At 71.5% G+C, this 15307-nt stretch carries 12 protein-coding genes; 6 read left to right on the top strand and 6 right to left on the bottom strand.

The annotated features are described in order from the left end of the window. Window positions 1-25: 25 nt before the first annotated feature. Both ACXN5W_RS07450 and ACXN5W_RS07455 read right to left on the bottom strand, forming a co-directional pair. Window positions 26-358: a hypothetical protein gene (locus tag ACXN5W_RS07450; protein WP_473157413.1), complete on the bottom strand. Its 333-nt coding sequence runs from the start codon at window positions 356-358 to the stop codon at window positions 26-28. Beyond that, the gene (locus ACXN5W_RS07455; protein WP_473157414.1) at window positions 355-750 is read right to left on the bottom strand and encodes a YbaB/EbfC family nucleoid-associated protein; all 396 of its coding nucleotides are present in this window, start codon (window positions 748-750) and stop codon (window positions 355-357) included. The genes ACXN5W_RS07450 and ACXN5W_RS07455 overlap by 4 nt, the downstream gene beginning before the upstream one ends. A 490-nt stretch (window positions 751-1240) precedes the next feature. Here ACXN5W_RS07455 and mycP (ACXN5W_RS07460) point away from each other — a divergent pair, with 490 nt between their 5' ends. Next, window positions 1241-2317 carry a type VII secretion-associated serine protease mycosin gene (gene mycP / locus ACXN5W_RS07460; RefSeq protein WP_473157455.1) on the top strand — a complete coding sequence of 359 codons (1077 nt, stop codon included), beginning with the start codon at window positions 1241-1243 and terminating at the stop codon, window positions 2315-2317. 143 nt (window positions 2318-2460) lie between these two features. Here the strand turns inward: mycP (ACXN5W_RS07460) and ACXN5W_RS07465 are convergent, their stop codons facing one another. The 3 genes from ACXN5W_RS07465 to eccB form a co-directional block, all read right to left on the bottom strand. Beyond that, window positions 2461-2748, bottom strand: coding sequence for a WXG100 family type VII secretion target (locus ACXN5W_RS07465; RefSeq protein ID WP_473157415.1), 288 nt, complete (start codon window positions 2746-2748; stop codon window positions 2461-2463). A gap of 19 nt (window positions 2749-2767) precedes the next feature. After that, window positions 2768-3091, bottom strand: coding sequence for a WXG100 family type VII secretion target (locus ACXN5W_RS07470; protein ID WP_473157416.1), 324 nt, complete (start codon window positions 3089-3091; stop codon window positions 2768-2770). 188 nt (window positions 3092-3279) lie between these two features. After that, window positions 3280-4713 carry a type VII secretion protein EccB gene (gene eccB, locus ACXN5W_RS07475; RefSeq protein ID WP_473157417.1) on the bottom strand — a complete coding sequence of 478 codons (1434 nt, stop codon included), beginning with the start codon at window positions 4711-4713 and terminating at the stop codon, window positions 3280-3282. Between the two features lie 181 nt (window positions 4714-4894). Here eccB and ACXN5W_RS07480 point away from each other — a divergent pair, with 181 nt between their 5' ends. Further along, entirely contained in the window at window positions 4895-5647 is a 753-nt protein-coding gene (locus ACXN5W_RS07480; protein WP_473157418.1) for an SUKH-3 domain-containing protein, read from the top strand. Between the two features lie 74 nt (window positions 5648-5721). On the opposite strand, the gene eccD is transcribed toward ACXN5W_RS07480, so the two are convergent. After that, on the bottom strand, window positions 5722-7110 hold the full coding sequence (gene eccD / locus ACXN5W_RS07485; RefSeq protein WP_473157456.1) for a type VII secretion integral membrane protein EccD: 1389 nt from the start codon (window positions 7108-7110) through the stop codon (window positions 5722-5724). A 134-nt stretch (window positions 7111-7244) separates the two neighbouring features. On the opposite strand from eccD, the gene eccCa reads away from it, so the two are divergent. The 4 genes from eccCa (at window position 7245) to mycP (ACXN5W_RS07505) (ending at window position 15174) form a co-directional block, all read left to right on the top strand. Next, window positions 7245-11201, top strand: a complete 3957-nt coding sequence (eccCa, locus tag ACXN5W_RS07490; protein WP_473157419.1) for a type VII secretion protein EccCa — start codon at window positions 7245-7247, stop codon at window positions 11199-11201. A 131-nt stretch (window positions 11202-11332) separates the two neighbouring features. Then, a complete protein-coding gene (locus ACXN5W_RS07495) occupies window positions 11333-11947 on the top strand; it encodes a hypothetical protein (RefSeq protein WP_473157420.1) in 615 nt (204 codons plus the stop codon). Window positions 11948-11977: 30 nt separating this feature from the next. After that, window positions 11978-13750: a WXG100 family type VII secretion target gene (locus ACXN5W_RS07500; RefSeq protein WP_473157421.1), complete on the top strand. Its 1773-nt coding sequence runs from the start codon at window positions 11978-11980 to the stop codon at window positions 13748-13750. A 155-nt stretch (window positions 13751-13905) separates the two neighbouring features. Further along, complete coding sequence (gene mycP / locus ACXN5W_RS07505; protein ID WP_473157422.1) at window positions 13906-15174, top strand: type VII secretion-associated serine protease mycosin; 1269 nt, start codon at window positions 13906-13908, stop codon at window positions 15172-15174. The last annotated feature ends 133 nt before the right edge of the window (window positions 15175-15307 follow it).

Here is a 15307-nt window from a genome sequence, read left to right on the forward strand (position 1 = left end):
GATCAGTCAGCGAGTCTGGAGATTACTAGCCCTGCTTCGGGAACCACTTGGAGATCAGATCGTCGGTGTCCACCGTGCCCTCGACGGCGGAGGCGACGTCCGTGCCCAACCCGTGCAGCTTGTCGATGGCCTTCTTGCCCTCGGTGAGCACCGTCTTGGCCGGGGCCTTGTCGCCGAGGTAGTTCTTGTTGAACTCGTCCCCCGGCTGGTCGGTGCCCCACGGCTTGGCGTTGTTGAGCCCATCGATCTTGCCGACGAGCTGCGACCACTTGTTGTACAGGGTCTCGCCGGCGCTGTGCAGCTGGGCAGCGCCCTTCCGCGCCTCGGCGGGGTTGAGGAAGGTTTCGTCGTCGCTCATCGGTCCTCCTCATCCTTGGGCAGCTCGCTGTCGAGCTGCCGGAAGATGCCTTCCAGGTCGTGGTCCATGTACGCCTGGAACTGCGCGTCCGGCACGAGCGGCCGGCACAGTTCCTCGACCTCAGCCATCGCCTTGGCGGTGGCCTTACGGATCGTCTCGGTGACCGTGGCGGACAGTTGCTTCGAGTTGGGATGGCGGTAGATCCGCGGGTCGAACTCGACCTTGATCACCTGCCCACGGGGGCCAACGGTCGCGGTGACCAGGCCGTCGTCCGAGGTCACGGCGGCCGAGACCTTCTTGAGCTTCTGTTGCAGCTCACCGACGCCGGACCGCATCCGCTCCCACTGGGACATCAGCTCGTCCGCGCGGGCGCGCATCCCCTGTATGTCCATGGTGTCCTCCCCGGCACGCCCCCCAACAGTCCGCCCACGGCGAACCACGTGTCCTGTCGACCATACTGAATCCAAGCCAGCTGGGGCACCCCGGCAACCCGAGCCGCCCCGGTCATCCCGCCCGGTCGCTACGATGCACCTCGGTCGGCACGGGAGGTCAACGCGAATGAGCAGGAGCCACCGTACTATCCGGGCGGGGTTGGCCACGGCGGCGGCGTTCACCGTCCTCGGTGCTGCCGGCCCGGCCTGCGGGGCGCCGATCGGTGACCCGCGGATCGCGTCGGTGGCCGGTGGCCGGGTGGCCGCCGGCCTCGGATCCGCGACGACCGGCGGCACCGGTCCGGTCAGCCGGCTGCGGGCGCCGGCGGACGGCTGCGAGAACGAGGCCAAGCCCGCCGAGATCATCCAGAAGACGCCGTGGCAGCAGACCTGGCTGGCGCCGGAGCGGGTGTGGCCGTTCAGCACCGGCGCGGGCGTGACGGTCGCGGTGATCGACTCCGGCACCGACGCCACCCACCCACAGCTCGCCGGACGGGTCCTGACCGGCTACGACGCCCTGCGCGGTGCGCCGGGCGGCGGTCTCGACTGCGTTGGCCACGGCACGGCCGTGGCCAGCATCATCGCCGCGCAGCACCAGGACGGGGTTGGTTTCCAGGGTCTCGCCCCGGGTGTCCGGATCCTGCCGATCCGGGTCAGTGAGCGGGAGGTCGACCAGGGGAACAACGCCAACGGCGAGTACGTCTCGACGGCCGTCTTCGCGAAAGCCATCAAGCGGGCCGTGGACAGTGGCGCACGGGTCATAAACCTGTCCGTCACGCTCTACACGCCCGACCCGGTGGTCGAGGACGCGGTCAGGTACGCCCGCGCGCACGACGTCGTACTCGTGGCGGCGGCCGGTAACCAGCACCACGACGACGGGCGCCCAGACCCGGTGCCGTTCCCCGCGGCGTACGACGGGGTGATCGGGGTCGGTGCCATCGACGAGAAGGGCGCCCGGGTGGGTGAGTCCCAGGTCGGGCCGTACGTCGATCTGGTCGCTCCCGGCGGTGCGGTGGTAGCCGCCAACCGCCTCTTTGGACACAACGCATACACCGGGACGAGTTTCGCGACTCCGATGGTCAGTGCGACCGCGGCCCTGATCCGTTCGGCCGAACCCGGCCTGTCCGCCGACGAGGTGGCCCGCCGGATCATCGGCACCACCGATCCGGCGCGCGGGGATGCCAGTCTCGGCTACGGGTCCGGCGTCGTCGACATGTACCGGGCGGTGACCGAGCGGCTCACCACGGGTCATCCGGTCGCCCTGGCGCCCCTGCCCGAGCTGCGACACGATCCGGCCGCGGCGGCCCGAGCCCAGCGCTGGACCGGGATGGGTCACCTGGCCATGTGGATCACGCTGGGCACGGTGGTGGTGATCGGCGCGGTGACCGCTGTGGGAATGCTGCTACCTCGGGGCCGCCGCCGACGCTGGCGGCCCACCCGGCCGAGCCCACCACCACCGCCCGCGCCGGAACTCGACGAGCCGGAGGAGAAGTTCTTCCAGGTCCCGTCCTCCACCCGGCCCGGCTGACGAACCACCGCCGGCCCCCGCCGGCCGCGAAGTCGCCGAGTTCGACACCGACACCGACACCGACACCGACACCGACACCGACACCGACACGATGATGGCCCGGCCGGGTGGCCGGGCCATCATCGTCATACGACAGCGGATCGTCAGCCGTGGAACTTGGCCTTGTTCGAGTGCTCCCGCTGCTGCATCTTGATCGCCGACTCGCGCAGCGCCCGCTCGATCTTGCCGAGCAGGTCACGCAGGTCGTTGGCGGCGGTCTCCCACTCGGTCTGCCGGGCGTGGTACGCGGCCTGGGCGTCACCGTCCCAGCTGGCCAGCATGGGCTGGATGTTCCGCTTGAGGTCGTCCAGCTCACCGGTGAGGTTCTTGGTCCCCATACCGCACTGGTCCGCCGCGTGGTTCAGCAGCGGAAAGTTGTACTTGATCTCCATGTCGGCTGTCTCCCCCGCCTCAGAGCTTCAGTGCCGCGGTGATCTGACCGGCGGTCGCACCGGCAGAGTCCATGTCCGACCGGATCTCATCGTCGCTGACGTCGTAGTCCTTACCCGCCGACCCGACCGCCTCGGCGATCGACCGGAGGGCCACGTTGAGCTTGGCCATGTCGTTGTCGAACCGCTCACGCACCTGCTGGAAGGAACCGGCACCGGCGCCCTTCCACTGGTCGTAGAGCGGAGCCAGCTCGTCCATCAGCTTGTTGAGGTTGCTGGTCAGCCGGTCAGCGACGCCATCGACGTCTTGCGCGGTCTTGACCATCAGGCCGGTCTCGGTACGCATCTGTGACACGGCGGAAGTCACCCCCGTCCTCGCTCATTGCCCCACCGTCCGGGGGCGTGTCTGCCCGTGGCACGCGTGTGCCCTTCCAATCGAACGGTAACGGTTCCCGTCCAGCCGGCGCTAGGCCGGCCGACCGTTCACACTGGATCGACCGGCATATCGTGCGTCGAACCGTTACCCGTCGACCGTCACTCAGGGTCGAGGGCCCGCTTCGCGGCCGTGGGATCGAGGGCCGGGCCGGACGGCAGCCGGACCACCAGACTCGCCGGCAGCGTCACCGGCTCGACGTTCCCGTAACCGAGGATCCCGGGCACCCCGTCGTTCGCCAGCGGATACCGGAACCCGAGATCGGTGACCAGGTTCAGGGTGCCGCTGGCCTCGTCGGCGCCGGGTGACTGCTTGGAGGAGACCAGCACGCCGTATCCGGGCTCGACCACCACCCGGTCGGCGAGTGGGATGCCGGTGTCGCTCTGCTCTGGTGTGCGTACCGGTTCCTTCACCGGCCGGACCTGGGCGTCGAGCAGCACCGCCGGATCGTTCTGTCCGGGCTCGTAGCGGGCGCAGATCGCCGACCGGTCACCGGCCAGCCGGGCGATCTGCGGGCGCTGCTCGGGGGCACGGACCGAGCCCTGGTCCGGCCGGGTCGCCTTCGGAGCCGCGGCGGCGGTGTCGGCGTTCAGCTGGATCGCCTTGACCGCCTGGTCATCCGGGTACGCCTGCCGGGTGGCCGGGTCGGCGAGCACCACGTCCGCCTGGAGCTGGCTGATCGGCAGCAGATCGGTGCGCTCGGCGAGGTAGTACTGCCGGCTGCCGTTCTGGCTCTGCACCACGAACACCTGGCCGGTACGCGCGTCGTCGAGCGCCTCTGAGGCGGACCCCCGGCCGGCGACCCGGATGGTCCCGATCGGCTCCCCGGCCGGCAGCGCGTTGAGCCAGGCGGCGCCGACCGAGACGGGCGGTTCGGCCGACAGCGTCAGCCCTTCCAGCACGATCCGCTGATCTTTGATCAGGTAGCTGTGGTCGTGCCAGATCAGGTAGAGCCGGTCGTTCTTCTCGTCCCTGGCCAGCAGCGCCGCGTCAGCCGGCCGCCGGCCGCCGGTGGGTGGCTTGCCCACCGTCAGCACGGTGGTCGCGACCACCTCGTTGGCCTCGTTGCGGGCCGGCTGCGAGCAGAGCGTCCACGGGCCGTCGAGCATCCGGCCCGGGTCGGGCAGGGAGTCCGGCGCGTACGGGATACCGAGCCGGCTGCCCCGGGGGGTGCCGACCAGCGAGTTGCGGGAGACGCTCATCGTCTGCGCCGGCGTCTCCATGGCGAGCAGCGCCGAGGCGTAGTTGAGCACCGGGTGCAACTTGCCGTCCCGGTAGAGGTACCGGGTGCCGGTCTCCTTCTCCAGGATGATCGACCCGCCGTCCTTCCACCGGGTCGCACCGCCGGGCCGGATCATCCCGTAGACACCCACCGCGGCCAGGCAGACCACCGCCATCATGATGCCGCCGAGCCCGGCGCCACCGAGCCGGCGAAACGGCGCGTTCGCCGGATCGGGGTCGCGGGCCACCAGCGCGGACGTCATTCGCTGGACGAAGAACTGGTACGACTGGACCTGATCCCGCCGGGACGCCATGGCTTCCTCCCCTGGTTGCCGGCGGGCACGGCCACCCGCGCCGGTCCGCCGCACATACGATAGGCATCACGCGCGGGCCCACGTGTACCACCCGACGTCGGTGCCTCGCCTGGCCGTGGCTCCCGCCCGCCGCGCGCCCCGGGCCCGGTCCCGATCCCGGTCGATCCGCGAGGAGCAGCAGATGATCAGTCGCGACGAGGCGCTGGAGCGCGCCCGGTCCTGGGCCGTCTCGGGCCGCACCGGACCGGCCCCGCAGATCGGGCTGTACGAGTTCGAACTGGGCTACGTGGCCTGGGTGGTGGAACCGGCGCCCAATCCGGCCGCCGGCCCGCCGGTGGCCACCGGCTCACCTCGGGTCGTCGTCGACGGCGAGACCGGCGAGGTCTCCCAGTGGCCGTCCCTGCCGGCGCCCGAGATCGCGGAACGCTACGCCCGGCAGCGCACCGAGGAGGGTCGGTTCCCGCCGGACGTGCGGTACGTGCTGGAGCAGGCCGGTTGGTTCCCCGGTCGGGACGTCAGCTCGGCCGTGGAGCACTGGCGGACCCGGCTGGCCGGCGAACTGGCCGGGCTGGACTACACCCCCGCCGCCCGCGCGGCGCTCGCCGAGTTCGGCGGCCTCGTCCTGCCCCAGTTCGGCGTGCGCGGCGAACCGGGCGGGGGATTCACCAGCTATCTGTATCCGCTCGACGCCGGTGTCTTCACCACCGGCGCCGAGGGATTCATCGAGGAGCACGACAACCCCGTGTTCCCGCTGGGCACAAACGACGACGGGCCGTCCGAACTGGTCATCGACGCCCGGGGCCGGGTGTTCCTGGTCCACTGGGCGGACCAGTTCTTCGTGGCGCCCGGCATCGACGCCGCGCTGGTGCGGCTGATCCGCGGCGGCGACCTGCCGTCGGCGTACGACCGCACCTGGGTGAGCGACGGGGAGTGACCGGCCAGCGCGGGGCCGACCCCACACGGCCCGGCCGTTGACCCCGCGGGGCTGCGCAAACGGCCCGCGCGGGGTCAGCCGTTGAGTGCGCGCATGAAGGCGTACAGGCCCAGCACGCTGCACGCGATCGGCACGATGGCCAGTTGCAGCACGACGTCCAGCGCGTCGCCGAGCCGCGCCAACCGCGGCGAGGGCGCCCGCCGGCTGTAGAGCAGGCCGGCGGTGGCCGCCAGCGCCGCCGCCACGAGCATCACCGGCAGCATCGCCACGACCCGGATCAGGGCGGACGCGCCGGACGCGCCGACCAGCGGCAGCAGCGCGACCCCGATCAGACCGGAGGTCAGCAGCGGCAACCGGTGCCGCACGGTCGGCACCAGCCGGGCCCGCAGCAGGCCGGCCACCGACACCGCGCCGGCGAGCAGCAGCGTCGACACCGTACCGGCCATGGTGAGCACCACCAGGCAGCTCACGGTCACCGCGAACGCCCCGAAGATCATGCCGGTGAGCACCTCGTCGGCCCGCGCGGTCGCCTGGTAGACCTGCTCCCGGCGGGGCTGTGGTTCGTCCCGGAGCAGGTCCTCCGCGGACTGCGGCAGGATCGGCATCGGGATCTTGCCGAGCCGCACGGCCAGCAGCGGCATGGCCGGCAGCAGCAGCGTCACGGCACTGACCACCACGGCGGCGGCCTGCGCGCCGTCCGGGGAACCCAGCGCGATCAGTCCGCCGAGGATCCCGGAGAACCCGGCCAGGATCGCCGCCACGAACACCCGGGTGGCGTCGCCGACACCGAGGAAGCCGAGCACACCGGCCGCGACCAGCAGCGCCGAGCCGAGCAGCACGTGCGGCGCGCCGAGCGAACGCAGCGGTTCGCCGCCGGCTATCACCAGGGCACCCCCGACGAAGGCGTACGGCAGGCCGATGGCGGCGAACAACGCGCCGGCCAGTGAGTCGGCCATCGCCCGGGACAGCATGATGCCGGTGACCAGCAGCACCAGCGCGGCACCCAGCGCCACCGAGCCGCCGAGCCAGCCCGGGTCCCGGGACAGCAGGATGGCGGCCAGGCCCACCAGCAGCAGGAGACCGGCGACGACCAGGCCGGTCACCCGGGTCGCGAACGGAGTCCAGGCCGTGCCCCGGCGCCGGGCGCCGTCCGCGACGGCCTCCATCAGGTCGTCGTACGTCAGCTCCGGCCACTCCGTCCGCCGGGGCACCAGGTGCAGCGTCTCGCCGTCACGCACTTCCTGCGCGGCGAGCGTCCGGGACAGGTCCAGGGCGGCTCCGTCGGCTCGGCGCAGCGTCCAGCCGCCGTGCGCCGTACCATCCGACGGGTTCTCGTCGGCCTGGCGCAGCACGGCGGGCAGCAGCCCGACCAGCGGAAGATGCTCGGGCAGCGCGAGATCGAGCCGCCGGGTGGGCGTGACGACGGCGATCCGGGCGAGCCCGGTTCCGGCCTGGGTGACCACTGCGGTGTCCTCCACCCGAGGAGCGGGCTGCGGCCCGCGACTGTCATGACGAGAGAAGGCTACCTACCATGTGCCGTGTCGTCGGTGCCGGTTCTTACGCTGGTGCTCCGGACGACCCTGGGGAGGTCTGATCAGTGGGCACGGTGGTGGTCAAGCGACCGGCTCGGCAACCTGAGCCGGAGTACCCGGCCGGTGAGGTGCTGCTCGACGCGCCGCCGGAGGTCCCGCCGCCCGCCGGGCGGGCCTGGGGCCAGATGCTGATGATGCTGCCCATGCTGGCCGGTTCGGTGGCGATGGCGCTGATGTTCGCCGGGCAGCGGGGCGGTTCCACCGCGTACGTGACCGGCGGCCTGTTCGGACTGTCGGCCCTCGGCATGCTCGGCTCGCAACTGTCCGGGCACGCCGGTGGGGCGAGCAAACAGGAGATGCTCCAGCGCCGGCGGGAGTACATGGATCACCTGTCCCGGACCCGCAAACGGGTGCTCAAAACGGTCCAGCGGCAGCGCGAGGCGGCGTTCTACCGGCATCCCGACCCGGACTCGCTGTGGTCGATCCCGCTCGGCGCCCGGCTGTGGGAGCGCCGGCGCGGCGACGCCGACTTCGCCACCGTGCGGATCGGACTGGGCGCGCAGGAACTGGCCACCCCGCTGGTGCCGCCGTCGCCGACCTCGCTGGAAAAGCTGGAACCGATGTGCGCGCTGGCCCTGCGGCGGTTCCTCGTCACCTACTCCGAGGTCCCGGACCTGCCGGTGACCATGGCACTGAACGGCTTCTCCCGGGTGTACGTGGGCGGTGACGACGTCGCCGCGCACGGGATGGTGCGGGCCATCCTCGCCCAGGCGACCGCCTTCCACGCCCCGGACGATCTGCTGGTCGCGGTCTGCGTCGCGCCGGACCGGCGGGCCGACTGGGACTGGACGAAGTGGTTGCCGCACGCCCTGCACCCGACCCGTACCGACGCGCTGGGCGCGCTGCGCCTGGTCGCCCCCACGGTGACCGGCCTGGAGGCGATGCTCGACGACCTGCTGGTCAGCCGGCCCCGGTTCAACCCCACGGGCGGCGACCCGCAGCTGGGCGGGCCGCATCTCGTGGTGGTCTTCGACGGCGGTGACCCGGCCGGTTCGGACTACCTGATGGCCGAGGGTGGCGTCGAGGGCGTGACGGTGCTCGACCTCACCGAGCCACCGCCCCGGGTGCTGGACCGGGCCCGGCTGGTCCTGGAGGTCGCGGCCGACGGCGAGACGCACAGCAACACCTTCGACGGCCGGGCACCGGTCGGTCGCGCCGACCGGTGCGGAATCGCCGAACTCGAGGCGCTGGCCATGCAACTCGCGCCACTGCGGCTGTCCGCGGCGTCCCGTGGCGAACAGCCGCTCACCGCCGAACTGGGCCTGTCCGAACTGCTCAACATCGGTGACCCGTACGAGTTCGACGTGGACCGGGCCTGGACGCCGCGCCCGAACCGGGACCGGTTGCGGGTACCGCTGGGAGTCACCCCGGACGGCTCGCCGATCGACCTCGACCTCAAGGAGTCCGCGCAGGACGGCATGGGTCCGCACGGGCTGCTGATCGGTGCCACCGGTTCGGGCAAGTCCGAACTGCTGCGCACGCTCGTACTCGCGCTGGCCGCCACGCACTCCTCGGAAACCCTGAACTTCGTGCTCGTCGACTTCAAGGGTGGCGCCACCTTCACCAAGCTCGACAAGTTGCCGCACACCAGCGCGGTGATCACCAACCTGGCCGACGAGCTGCCGCTGGTCGACCGGATGACCGACGCCATCAACGGTGAGTTGGTCCGCCGGCAGGAGCTGTTGCGGTCGGCCGGCAACTACGCCTCGCAGCGCGACTACGAGAAGGCCCGTGCGGCGGGTGCCCCGCTGGGCGCGCTGCCCAGCCTGCTGATCATCTGTGACGAGTTCTCCGAACTGTTGACCGCCAAGCCGGACTTCATCGACATGTTCGTCCAGATCGGCCGGGTGGGCCGGTCGCTGGGCGTCCACCTGCTGCTCGCCTCGCAGCGGCTGGAGGAGGGCCGGCTGCGCGGCCTGGACACCCACCTGTCGTACCGGATCGGCCTGCGGACGTTCTCGGCGATGGAGAGCCGGGTGGTGCTCGGCGCCACCGACGCCTACGAGCTGCCGCGCTCGCCGGGCCACGGCTACCTGCGGTACGGCACGGAGCCGCTGATCCGGTTCCGCGCCGCCTACGTCTCCGGGACGTACCGGAGCAAGACCGCGGAGGCGGTCGCGGCCGGCGACGGCGAGGACCGGGTCCAGGAGTACACCACCCAGTACGTCGCGCCCCGGCTGCCGCGTACCCGCGAGGAGGAGCCGGCGCCCGAGCAGACCGACGCGATCGGGGAGAGCCTGCTGGACATCCTGGTCGGTCGGCTGGCCGGCCGGGGCGAGCCCGCGCACCAGGTCTGGCTGCCGCCGCTCGCCGAACCGGCGACGCTCGACCAGATCCTGCCGCCGATGACCGCCGACCCGGCCCGCGGCGTCACGGTGGCGCACGCCGGTCTGCACGGCGAGCTGCAGGTCGCGGCGGGCACCGTCGACAAGCCGTTCGAGCAGCGCCGGGACGTACTCTGGCTCGACCTGGCCGGCGCGGCGGGCCACACCGTGGTCGTCGGTGGTCCGCAGAGCGGCAAGAGCACCATGCTGCGCACCATCGTCACCTCGCTGGCGCTCACCCACACCCCGCGCGAGGCGCAGGTCTACTGCCTCGACCTGGGCAGTGGGGCGCTCTCCTCGCTGCGCGACCTGCCGCACGTGGGCTCGATCGCGACCCGGTTGGACGCCGGGCGGGTCCGCCGGACCATCGCCGAGTTGCAGTTGCTGATGAACCAGCGGGAACGGTACTTCGCCGACGCCGGCGTCGAGTCGATGGCCGCGTACCGGCGGGCCCGCCGGTTCGGCCAGCACGCCGACGACCCGTTCGGAGACGTGTTCCTGGTCATCGACGGCTGGGCCATCGTCCGCTCCGAGTTCGAGGACCTGGAACCGGCGATCAACGACATCGCGAACCGGGGCCTGTCGTTCGGTGTCCACCTGGTGGTCACCACCGGCCGCTGGATGGATTTGCGGCCGGCCGTCCGGGACGTCTTCGGGACCCGGCTGGAGCTGCGGCTGGCCGACGCCAGCGACTCCAACCTGGACCGCCGGGCGGCGATGAACGTGCCGGAGAAGGCGCCCGGTCGCGGCATCACCCCGGACGGCATGCAGTTCCTCGCGGCGCTGCCCCGCGCCGACGGCACCCAGGACGCGGAGAGCCTGGCCGACGGCAGCCGCAAGCTGATCAGTGCGATCGGTGAGGCGTGGCAGGGTCCGGGCGCACCGCCGATCCGGCTGCTTCCGGCGGTGCTGCCGTTCGGCTCGCTGCCGGAGACCGGCCGGCCGGGCATCCCGATCGGCATCGCCGAGGCCGACCTCCAGCCGGTGCTGCTGGACTTCGCGGCGGATCCGCACTTCGTGCTCTTCGGGGACGGCGAGTCCGGCAAGAGCACCTTCCTGCGGGCGCTGGCGCAGAGCATCGTGGACCGGAACGACCTGACCCAGGCCCGGCTGGTGCTGGTCGACTACCGGCGCAGCATGCTGGGCGACATCACCACACCGCACCTGATCGGGTACGGCTCCTCCGCGCAGATCACCGACGGGATCATCACCGAGGTGGCCAACGTGATGCGGGACCGGCTGCCGCCGACGAACGTGACCGCCGAGCAGCTGCGGGCCCGTAACTGGTGGAAGGGCCCGGACCTGTACGTGCTGGTCGACGACTACGACCTGGTGACCGGCGGCAGCGGCAATCCACTGAGTCCGTTGCTGGAGTTCCTGCCCCAGGCCCGGGACATCGGCCTGCACCTGGTGATCGCCCGGCGCAGCGGCGGCGCCAGCCGCGCCCTCTACGAACCCATCCTGATGCGATTGCGGGAGCTGAGCACGCCGGGCATCGTGATGTCGGGTGACCGGGACGAGGGGGTACTGCTCGGCAACGTCCGGCCGGGTCCGCTGCCCCCCGGCCGGGGGTGGCTGGTCAGCCGCCGCGAGGGCACCCGGCTGATCCAGCTGATGGATCTGCCGTCGAAGGCCTGAAATCTGTCCCCCACAATGTGGCCGGACAACGATAGCGTTATGTGTCTGGAAGTGTGACCGCGGCTCGGGGCGGGCTGGCGGCGATGACGACGGTGACCATGGCGGCGGCCGAGGGACGGACGGGGAGGACGATGAGCGGCGACAAGTGGCTGGCTGACGGCAACATTGAGGTCGACATCCACCAGCTTCAGGACTTCGCGAACCACATCAAGGACGAGCTGGAGAAGAACTTCCGGCCCAGCTTCGAGTCGGGCATCAAGCCGATGCTGACCGTGCAGGCCCCGTTCGGGGCGGGCGGCCTCAGCGAGGCGAAGTTCTTCCGCAGCCGCCACGACGAGAGTCGAGCATCGGCCGCGAGCATGATGGGCGAGGTCATGAAGGGCCTGGCCTCGCTGAGCGCCGCCGCCATGTCGATCTCCGCCGAATATCTGGGCGGCGACGCGTTCTCGCAGGCCACCAGCGAGAAGGTTCTTGACGCCTTCACCGGGGTCGGTGGCGAGCAGACGATCGACGACCTGGCGAAGCAGGACGGCGGAAAGAACGACCCGGCGGGAGCCGTGCCGGAGGACGCCAAGGACCCGAAGAAGTACTTCGGCGACGACGGCACCAAGTCCGACCCGAACGGCCAGACCCCGACGATGTACCAGCAGAGCGAGGTCGGCAAGGGCGACGGCGAGTACACCATCCAGGGCGACAACGAGAACATGCACGACCCCAAGCTCAAGATGCCGACGTACAAGCAGTGACGACGGCCTGACGAGCACCGAGGAGCGGGGATGTCCGACAAGTACTACGGTTATCAGCCGGTCAGTGGGTACCCCGGCGCGTCTGACAGCTACGTGCCGTACAACCCGAGCGACCCGAACAGTGACCTCACGCAGACCGACTGGGGCGCCACGAACATCGAGAAGATGTGGGCGATGATCCAGAAGGAGAGCGACGAGCGGGCGTACGCGCTCTCTGAGATGTGGCGCCGGGCCGGGCGACTGCTGGAGAGCACCCGGGACAACATCCAGCGACACGGCGAGGCGCTGGCCGCGAAGTGGAAGTCGCCGGCCGCCGAGGTCTTCATGGACAAGATCGGCGCCACCCTCTACTCGCTGGACGAGTGGAAGAAGATCGCCCACGACAACGCCACCGGCCTGGAGCAGCTGGGCAAGAAGATCGAGAAGGCGCAGCAGGACTTCAGGCCGCTGTGGGAGGAATACCAGGCGGCGCAGAAGAAGAACGACGGCAAGGAGAACTTCGACTGGTACGACCCCACCGACTGGTTCGGGGACACCAAGGAGAACCCGGACGACGTCCGGAAGAAGTTCCACGGTCGAGCGGTCGACATCATGAAGCCGCTGGCCGACACCTACGTCGACGTCTACCTGGCGAAGGTCTCCACCGGCAGCAAGTTCAAGGGCCCAACCAACGCGGTGATAGTCAAGCCGGACGGTGTGCCGCACCCGAACCGGCCCGGCTCACCGGGCCGGCCGCCGGGTTCACCGAACGGCACCAAGGGCGCCCCGCCGAGCCGACCCAACGCGCCGGACCGGCCGGACGCGCCGAACCGGCCGGACGCACCGAACCGGCCCGACACCCCGACCGTGCCGCACGGCGCCCCGCCGGCCAACCCCGGAATCAACCTGGCCGGTGGCGCCGCGCCGACACCGCCGCCGGCGGCCCCGCCCGTCAGTACGCCGGCTCCGCCACCGCCGCCCAGCACCGGACCGATGGGCACCCCGATACCGCCCGGCATGCCCGAACCGAGCGCCACCGGCGGCCGGCCGACGTTGCCGGGTGCGAACCGGGGCCCCGGGCCCGGCCGGCCCAACCTGCCCGGTGGGGGCGAGGGGCCGGGTCGCTCTGCGCCTAACCGGCCTACGCTGCCGGGCAGCAAGGGCGGTCCCGGCGGCCGGCCCGGTCGGCCCGGCACGAGCGAGACGCCACCCGGCGGTCGCGGTCGCGCGCCCGGCCGGCCCACCCTGCCGGGCAGCAAGGGCGGCCCGGGCGGCGGCCGACCCGGCCCGGGCGGCCGGGGCACCGGGCGCGGCGCCGGTCCGGCCAACCCGAAACTGTCGGGCAAGACCGGCCGCCCGAGCGCACCGGGCGAGGGCCCGGAGACCCAGGGTCGGGGTGCCCGGCCCAGCCTCGGCGGCAAGCGCGGTGGTGCCGAACCCGAGCGGCCCGGGCAGCGGTCCCCGGGTCGCCCCGGCGAGCCGGAGGCCACCGGTCGGTCCGCGCCGCGCGCGGCCGGCGAGAGTCCACTGTCGTCCGGCACGCGCGGCGGAAAGCCGGACCTGACCGGCCGGTCCGGTCGAGCCCCCGGTCGCCCGGCCCCCACCACCGGTCCCGAACCGGCGCTCGGCGGCCGGCGCGGTGGCACCGGCGCGGGCGTTCCCGGCCAGCGGTCGGCCCGCCGGTCCGATGAGGACCCGGAAACCTGGGAGTACGGCGACGGCGACGAGGAGCTGTGGCTCACCGAGTCGACAGCAGTCGGTGAGATCGAAACGCCGACCGAGCATCGTCCGCAGCAGCAGGGCAGGGCACTGGGCCAGGGCTGAAGTTCGAGCCGACGGGCCGGTCACCATGCGTGCAGCGTGTGGTTGGCCGGCCCGTACCATGAAATGACCGAGGTCCGCCCCGCGTCCCGGCCGGGGTGTCCAGCCGCGACCGGTCCTCCCCAGTTCGCGCGGCCGTAACGGAAGGTGTACCGAGCATGCGCGTCGTCAGACGCTCGACCGCCACCCTGTCCGCCCTCACGCTGAGCCTGCTGGGCGCGCTGGCCGTGCCCGCGACGCCGGCACATGCCGACGACGTGCGGGACCGGGAGTGGTTCCTCAACACCCTCGGGGTGGCCGAGGCGCACCGGATCACCCAGGGCGAGGGCGTCACGGTGGCCGTGGTGGACACCGGGGTGGACGCCAGTCACCCGGACCTCCGGGGCAACGTGCTGGACGGCGCGGACCTCTACAGCAACACCACAAAGGGCCACCAGGACCGGGTCGGCCACGGCACCGAGATGGCCGGCCTGATCGCCGGGCACGGGCACGGGCCGGGTAACCGGGACGGCGTCCTCGGCATCGCACCCAAGGCCAAGATCCTGCCGGTGAACATCAAGTCCCCGCACACCGAGGTGATCAACCCAGCCTCGATCGGCACCGCCATCACCTACGCCGTTGACCGTGGTGCGGACATCATCAACGTCTCCCTGTCGGGGTCGTCCGACAGCACCCTCGAGTCTGCCGTCAAATACGCCTGGGATCACAACGTGCTGGTGGTGGCCGGCGCCGGAAACACCAAGACCGATATCGTGGTCGGCTGGCCCGCCAAGTACGTGCCCGCACTGGCCGTCACCGGCACCGACCGGAACGGCAGGCACAGCTCGGAGATGGTCACTGGCCCGGAGATAGACATCGCGGCGCCCGGTGCCGACATCATCAGCACCGCGCCCGGCAACAGGTACACGAGCGGCACCGGGAGCAGCAACTCGACGGCGATCATGTCCGGGGTCGCGGCCCTGGTGAAGGCCAAGTATCCGAACATCTCGGTACACGACCTGTTCGGCCGGTTGATCGAGACCAGCAAGGACGCGGGACCCAAGGGTCGGGACGAGGAGTTCGGCTGGGGCAGCGTCGACCTTCACCAGGCCCTCGTCGGCCAGCCCGACGGCCGGGCCAGCCAGCCCAGCGCGTCGGCCGACGAGGCCGATCCGGTCTACGAGTGGGATCTGCCCGACAAGGACGAGGGGATCGACTGGGTCGGCCTGGCCATGGGCATCGGCCTGCTCATCGTGGTGCTGGCCCTCATCTTCCTCGTGGTGTGGCTTCTCATCCGGCGCCGGCGCCGCAGGCGGGTCCAGAGCCAACAGCCGGGCTCGCCGATCCCCGGCCCGACTGGACCGGCCGGACCGGGAGCACCGACCCAGCACGTGGGCGGGCAGACACCACCGGGCAACGAGTCGGTCTGGCGTCCGCCGACCAACTAGCAGCAGCCGGAACAGCCGGACGCGCCGTGCCCGTATCGGATTCGGCGCGACGGGCCGCCGGTACCATCGGAACGCCACTCATCGGCTGCACGGTCGACCGGGAGTTCCCGACGTCGATCCGGTCGGGCGTCGC

The organism is Plantactinospora sp. A48, assembly GCF_055793945.1.

Coding starts and splice junctions, on each gene's coding strand:
- ACXN5W_RS07450 (WP_473157413.1), bottom strand. CDS start 358: ATGAGCGACGACGAAACCTTCCTCAACCCCGCCGAGGCGCGGAAGGGC.
- ACXN5W_RS07455 (WP_473157414.1), bottom strand. CDS start 750: ATGGACATACAGGGGATGCGCGCCCGCGCGGACGAGCTGATGTCCCAG.
- ACXN5W_RS07465 (WP_473157415.1), bottom strand. CDS start 2,748: ATGGAGATCAAGTACAACTTTCCGCTGCTGAACCACGCGGCGGACCAG.
- ACXN5W_RS07470 (WP_473157416.1), bottom strand. CDS start 3,091: ATGCGTACCGAGACCGGCCTGATGGTCAAGACCGCGCAAGACGTCGAT.
- eccB (WP_473157417.1), bottom strand. CDS start 4,713: ATGGCGTCCCGGCGGGATCAGGTCCAGTCGTACCAGTTCTTCGTCCAG.
- ACXN5W_RS07480 (WP_473157418.1), top strand. CDS start 4,895: ATGATCAGTCGCGACGAGGCGCTGGAGCGCGCCCGGTCCTGGGCCGTC.
- ACXN5W_RS07495 (WP_473157420.1), top strand. CDS start 11,333: ATGAGCGGCGACAAGTGGCTGGCTGACGGCAACATTGAGGTCGACATC.
- ACXN5W_RS07500 (WP_473157421.1), top strand. CDS start 11,978: ATGTCCGACAAGTACTACGGTTATCAGCCGGTCAGTGGGTACCCCGGC.
- mycP (WP_473157422.1), top strand. CDS start 13,906: ATGCGCGTCGTCAGACGCTCGACCGCCACCCTGTCCGCCCTCACGCTG.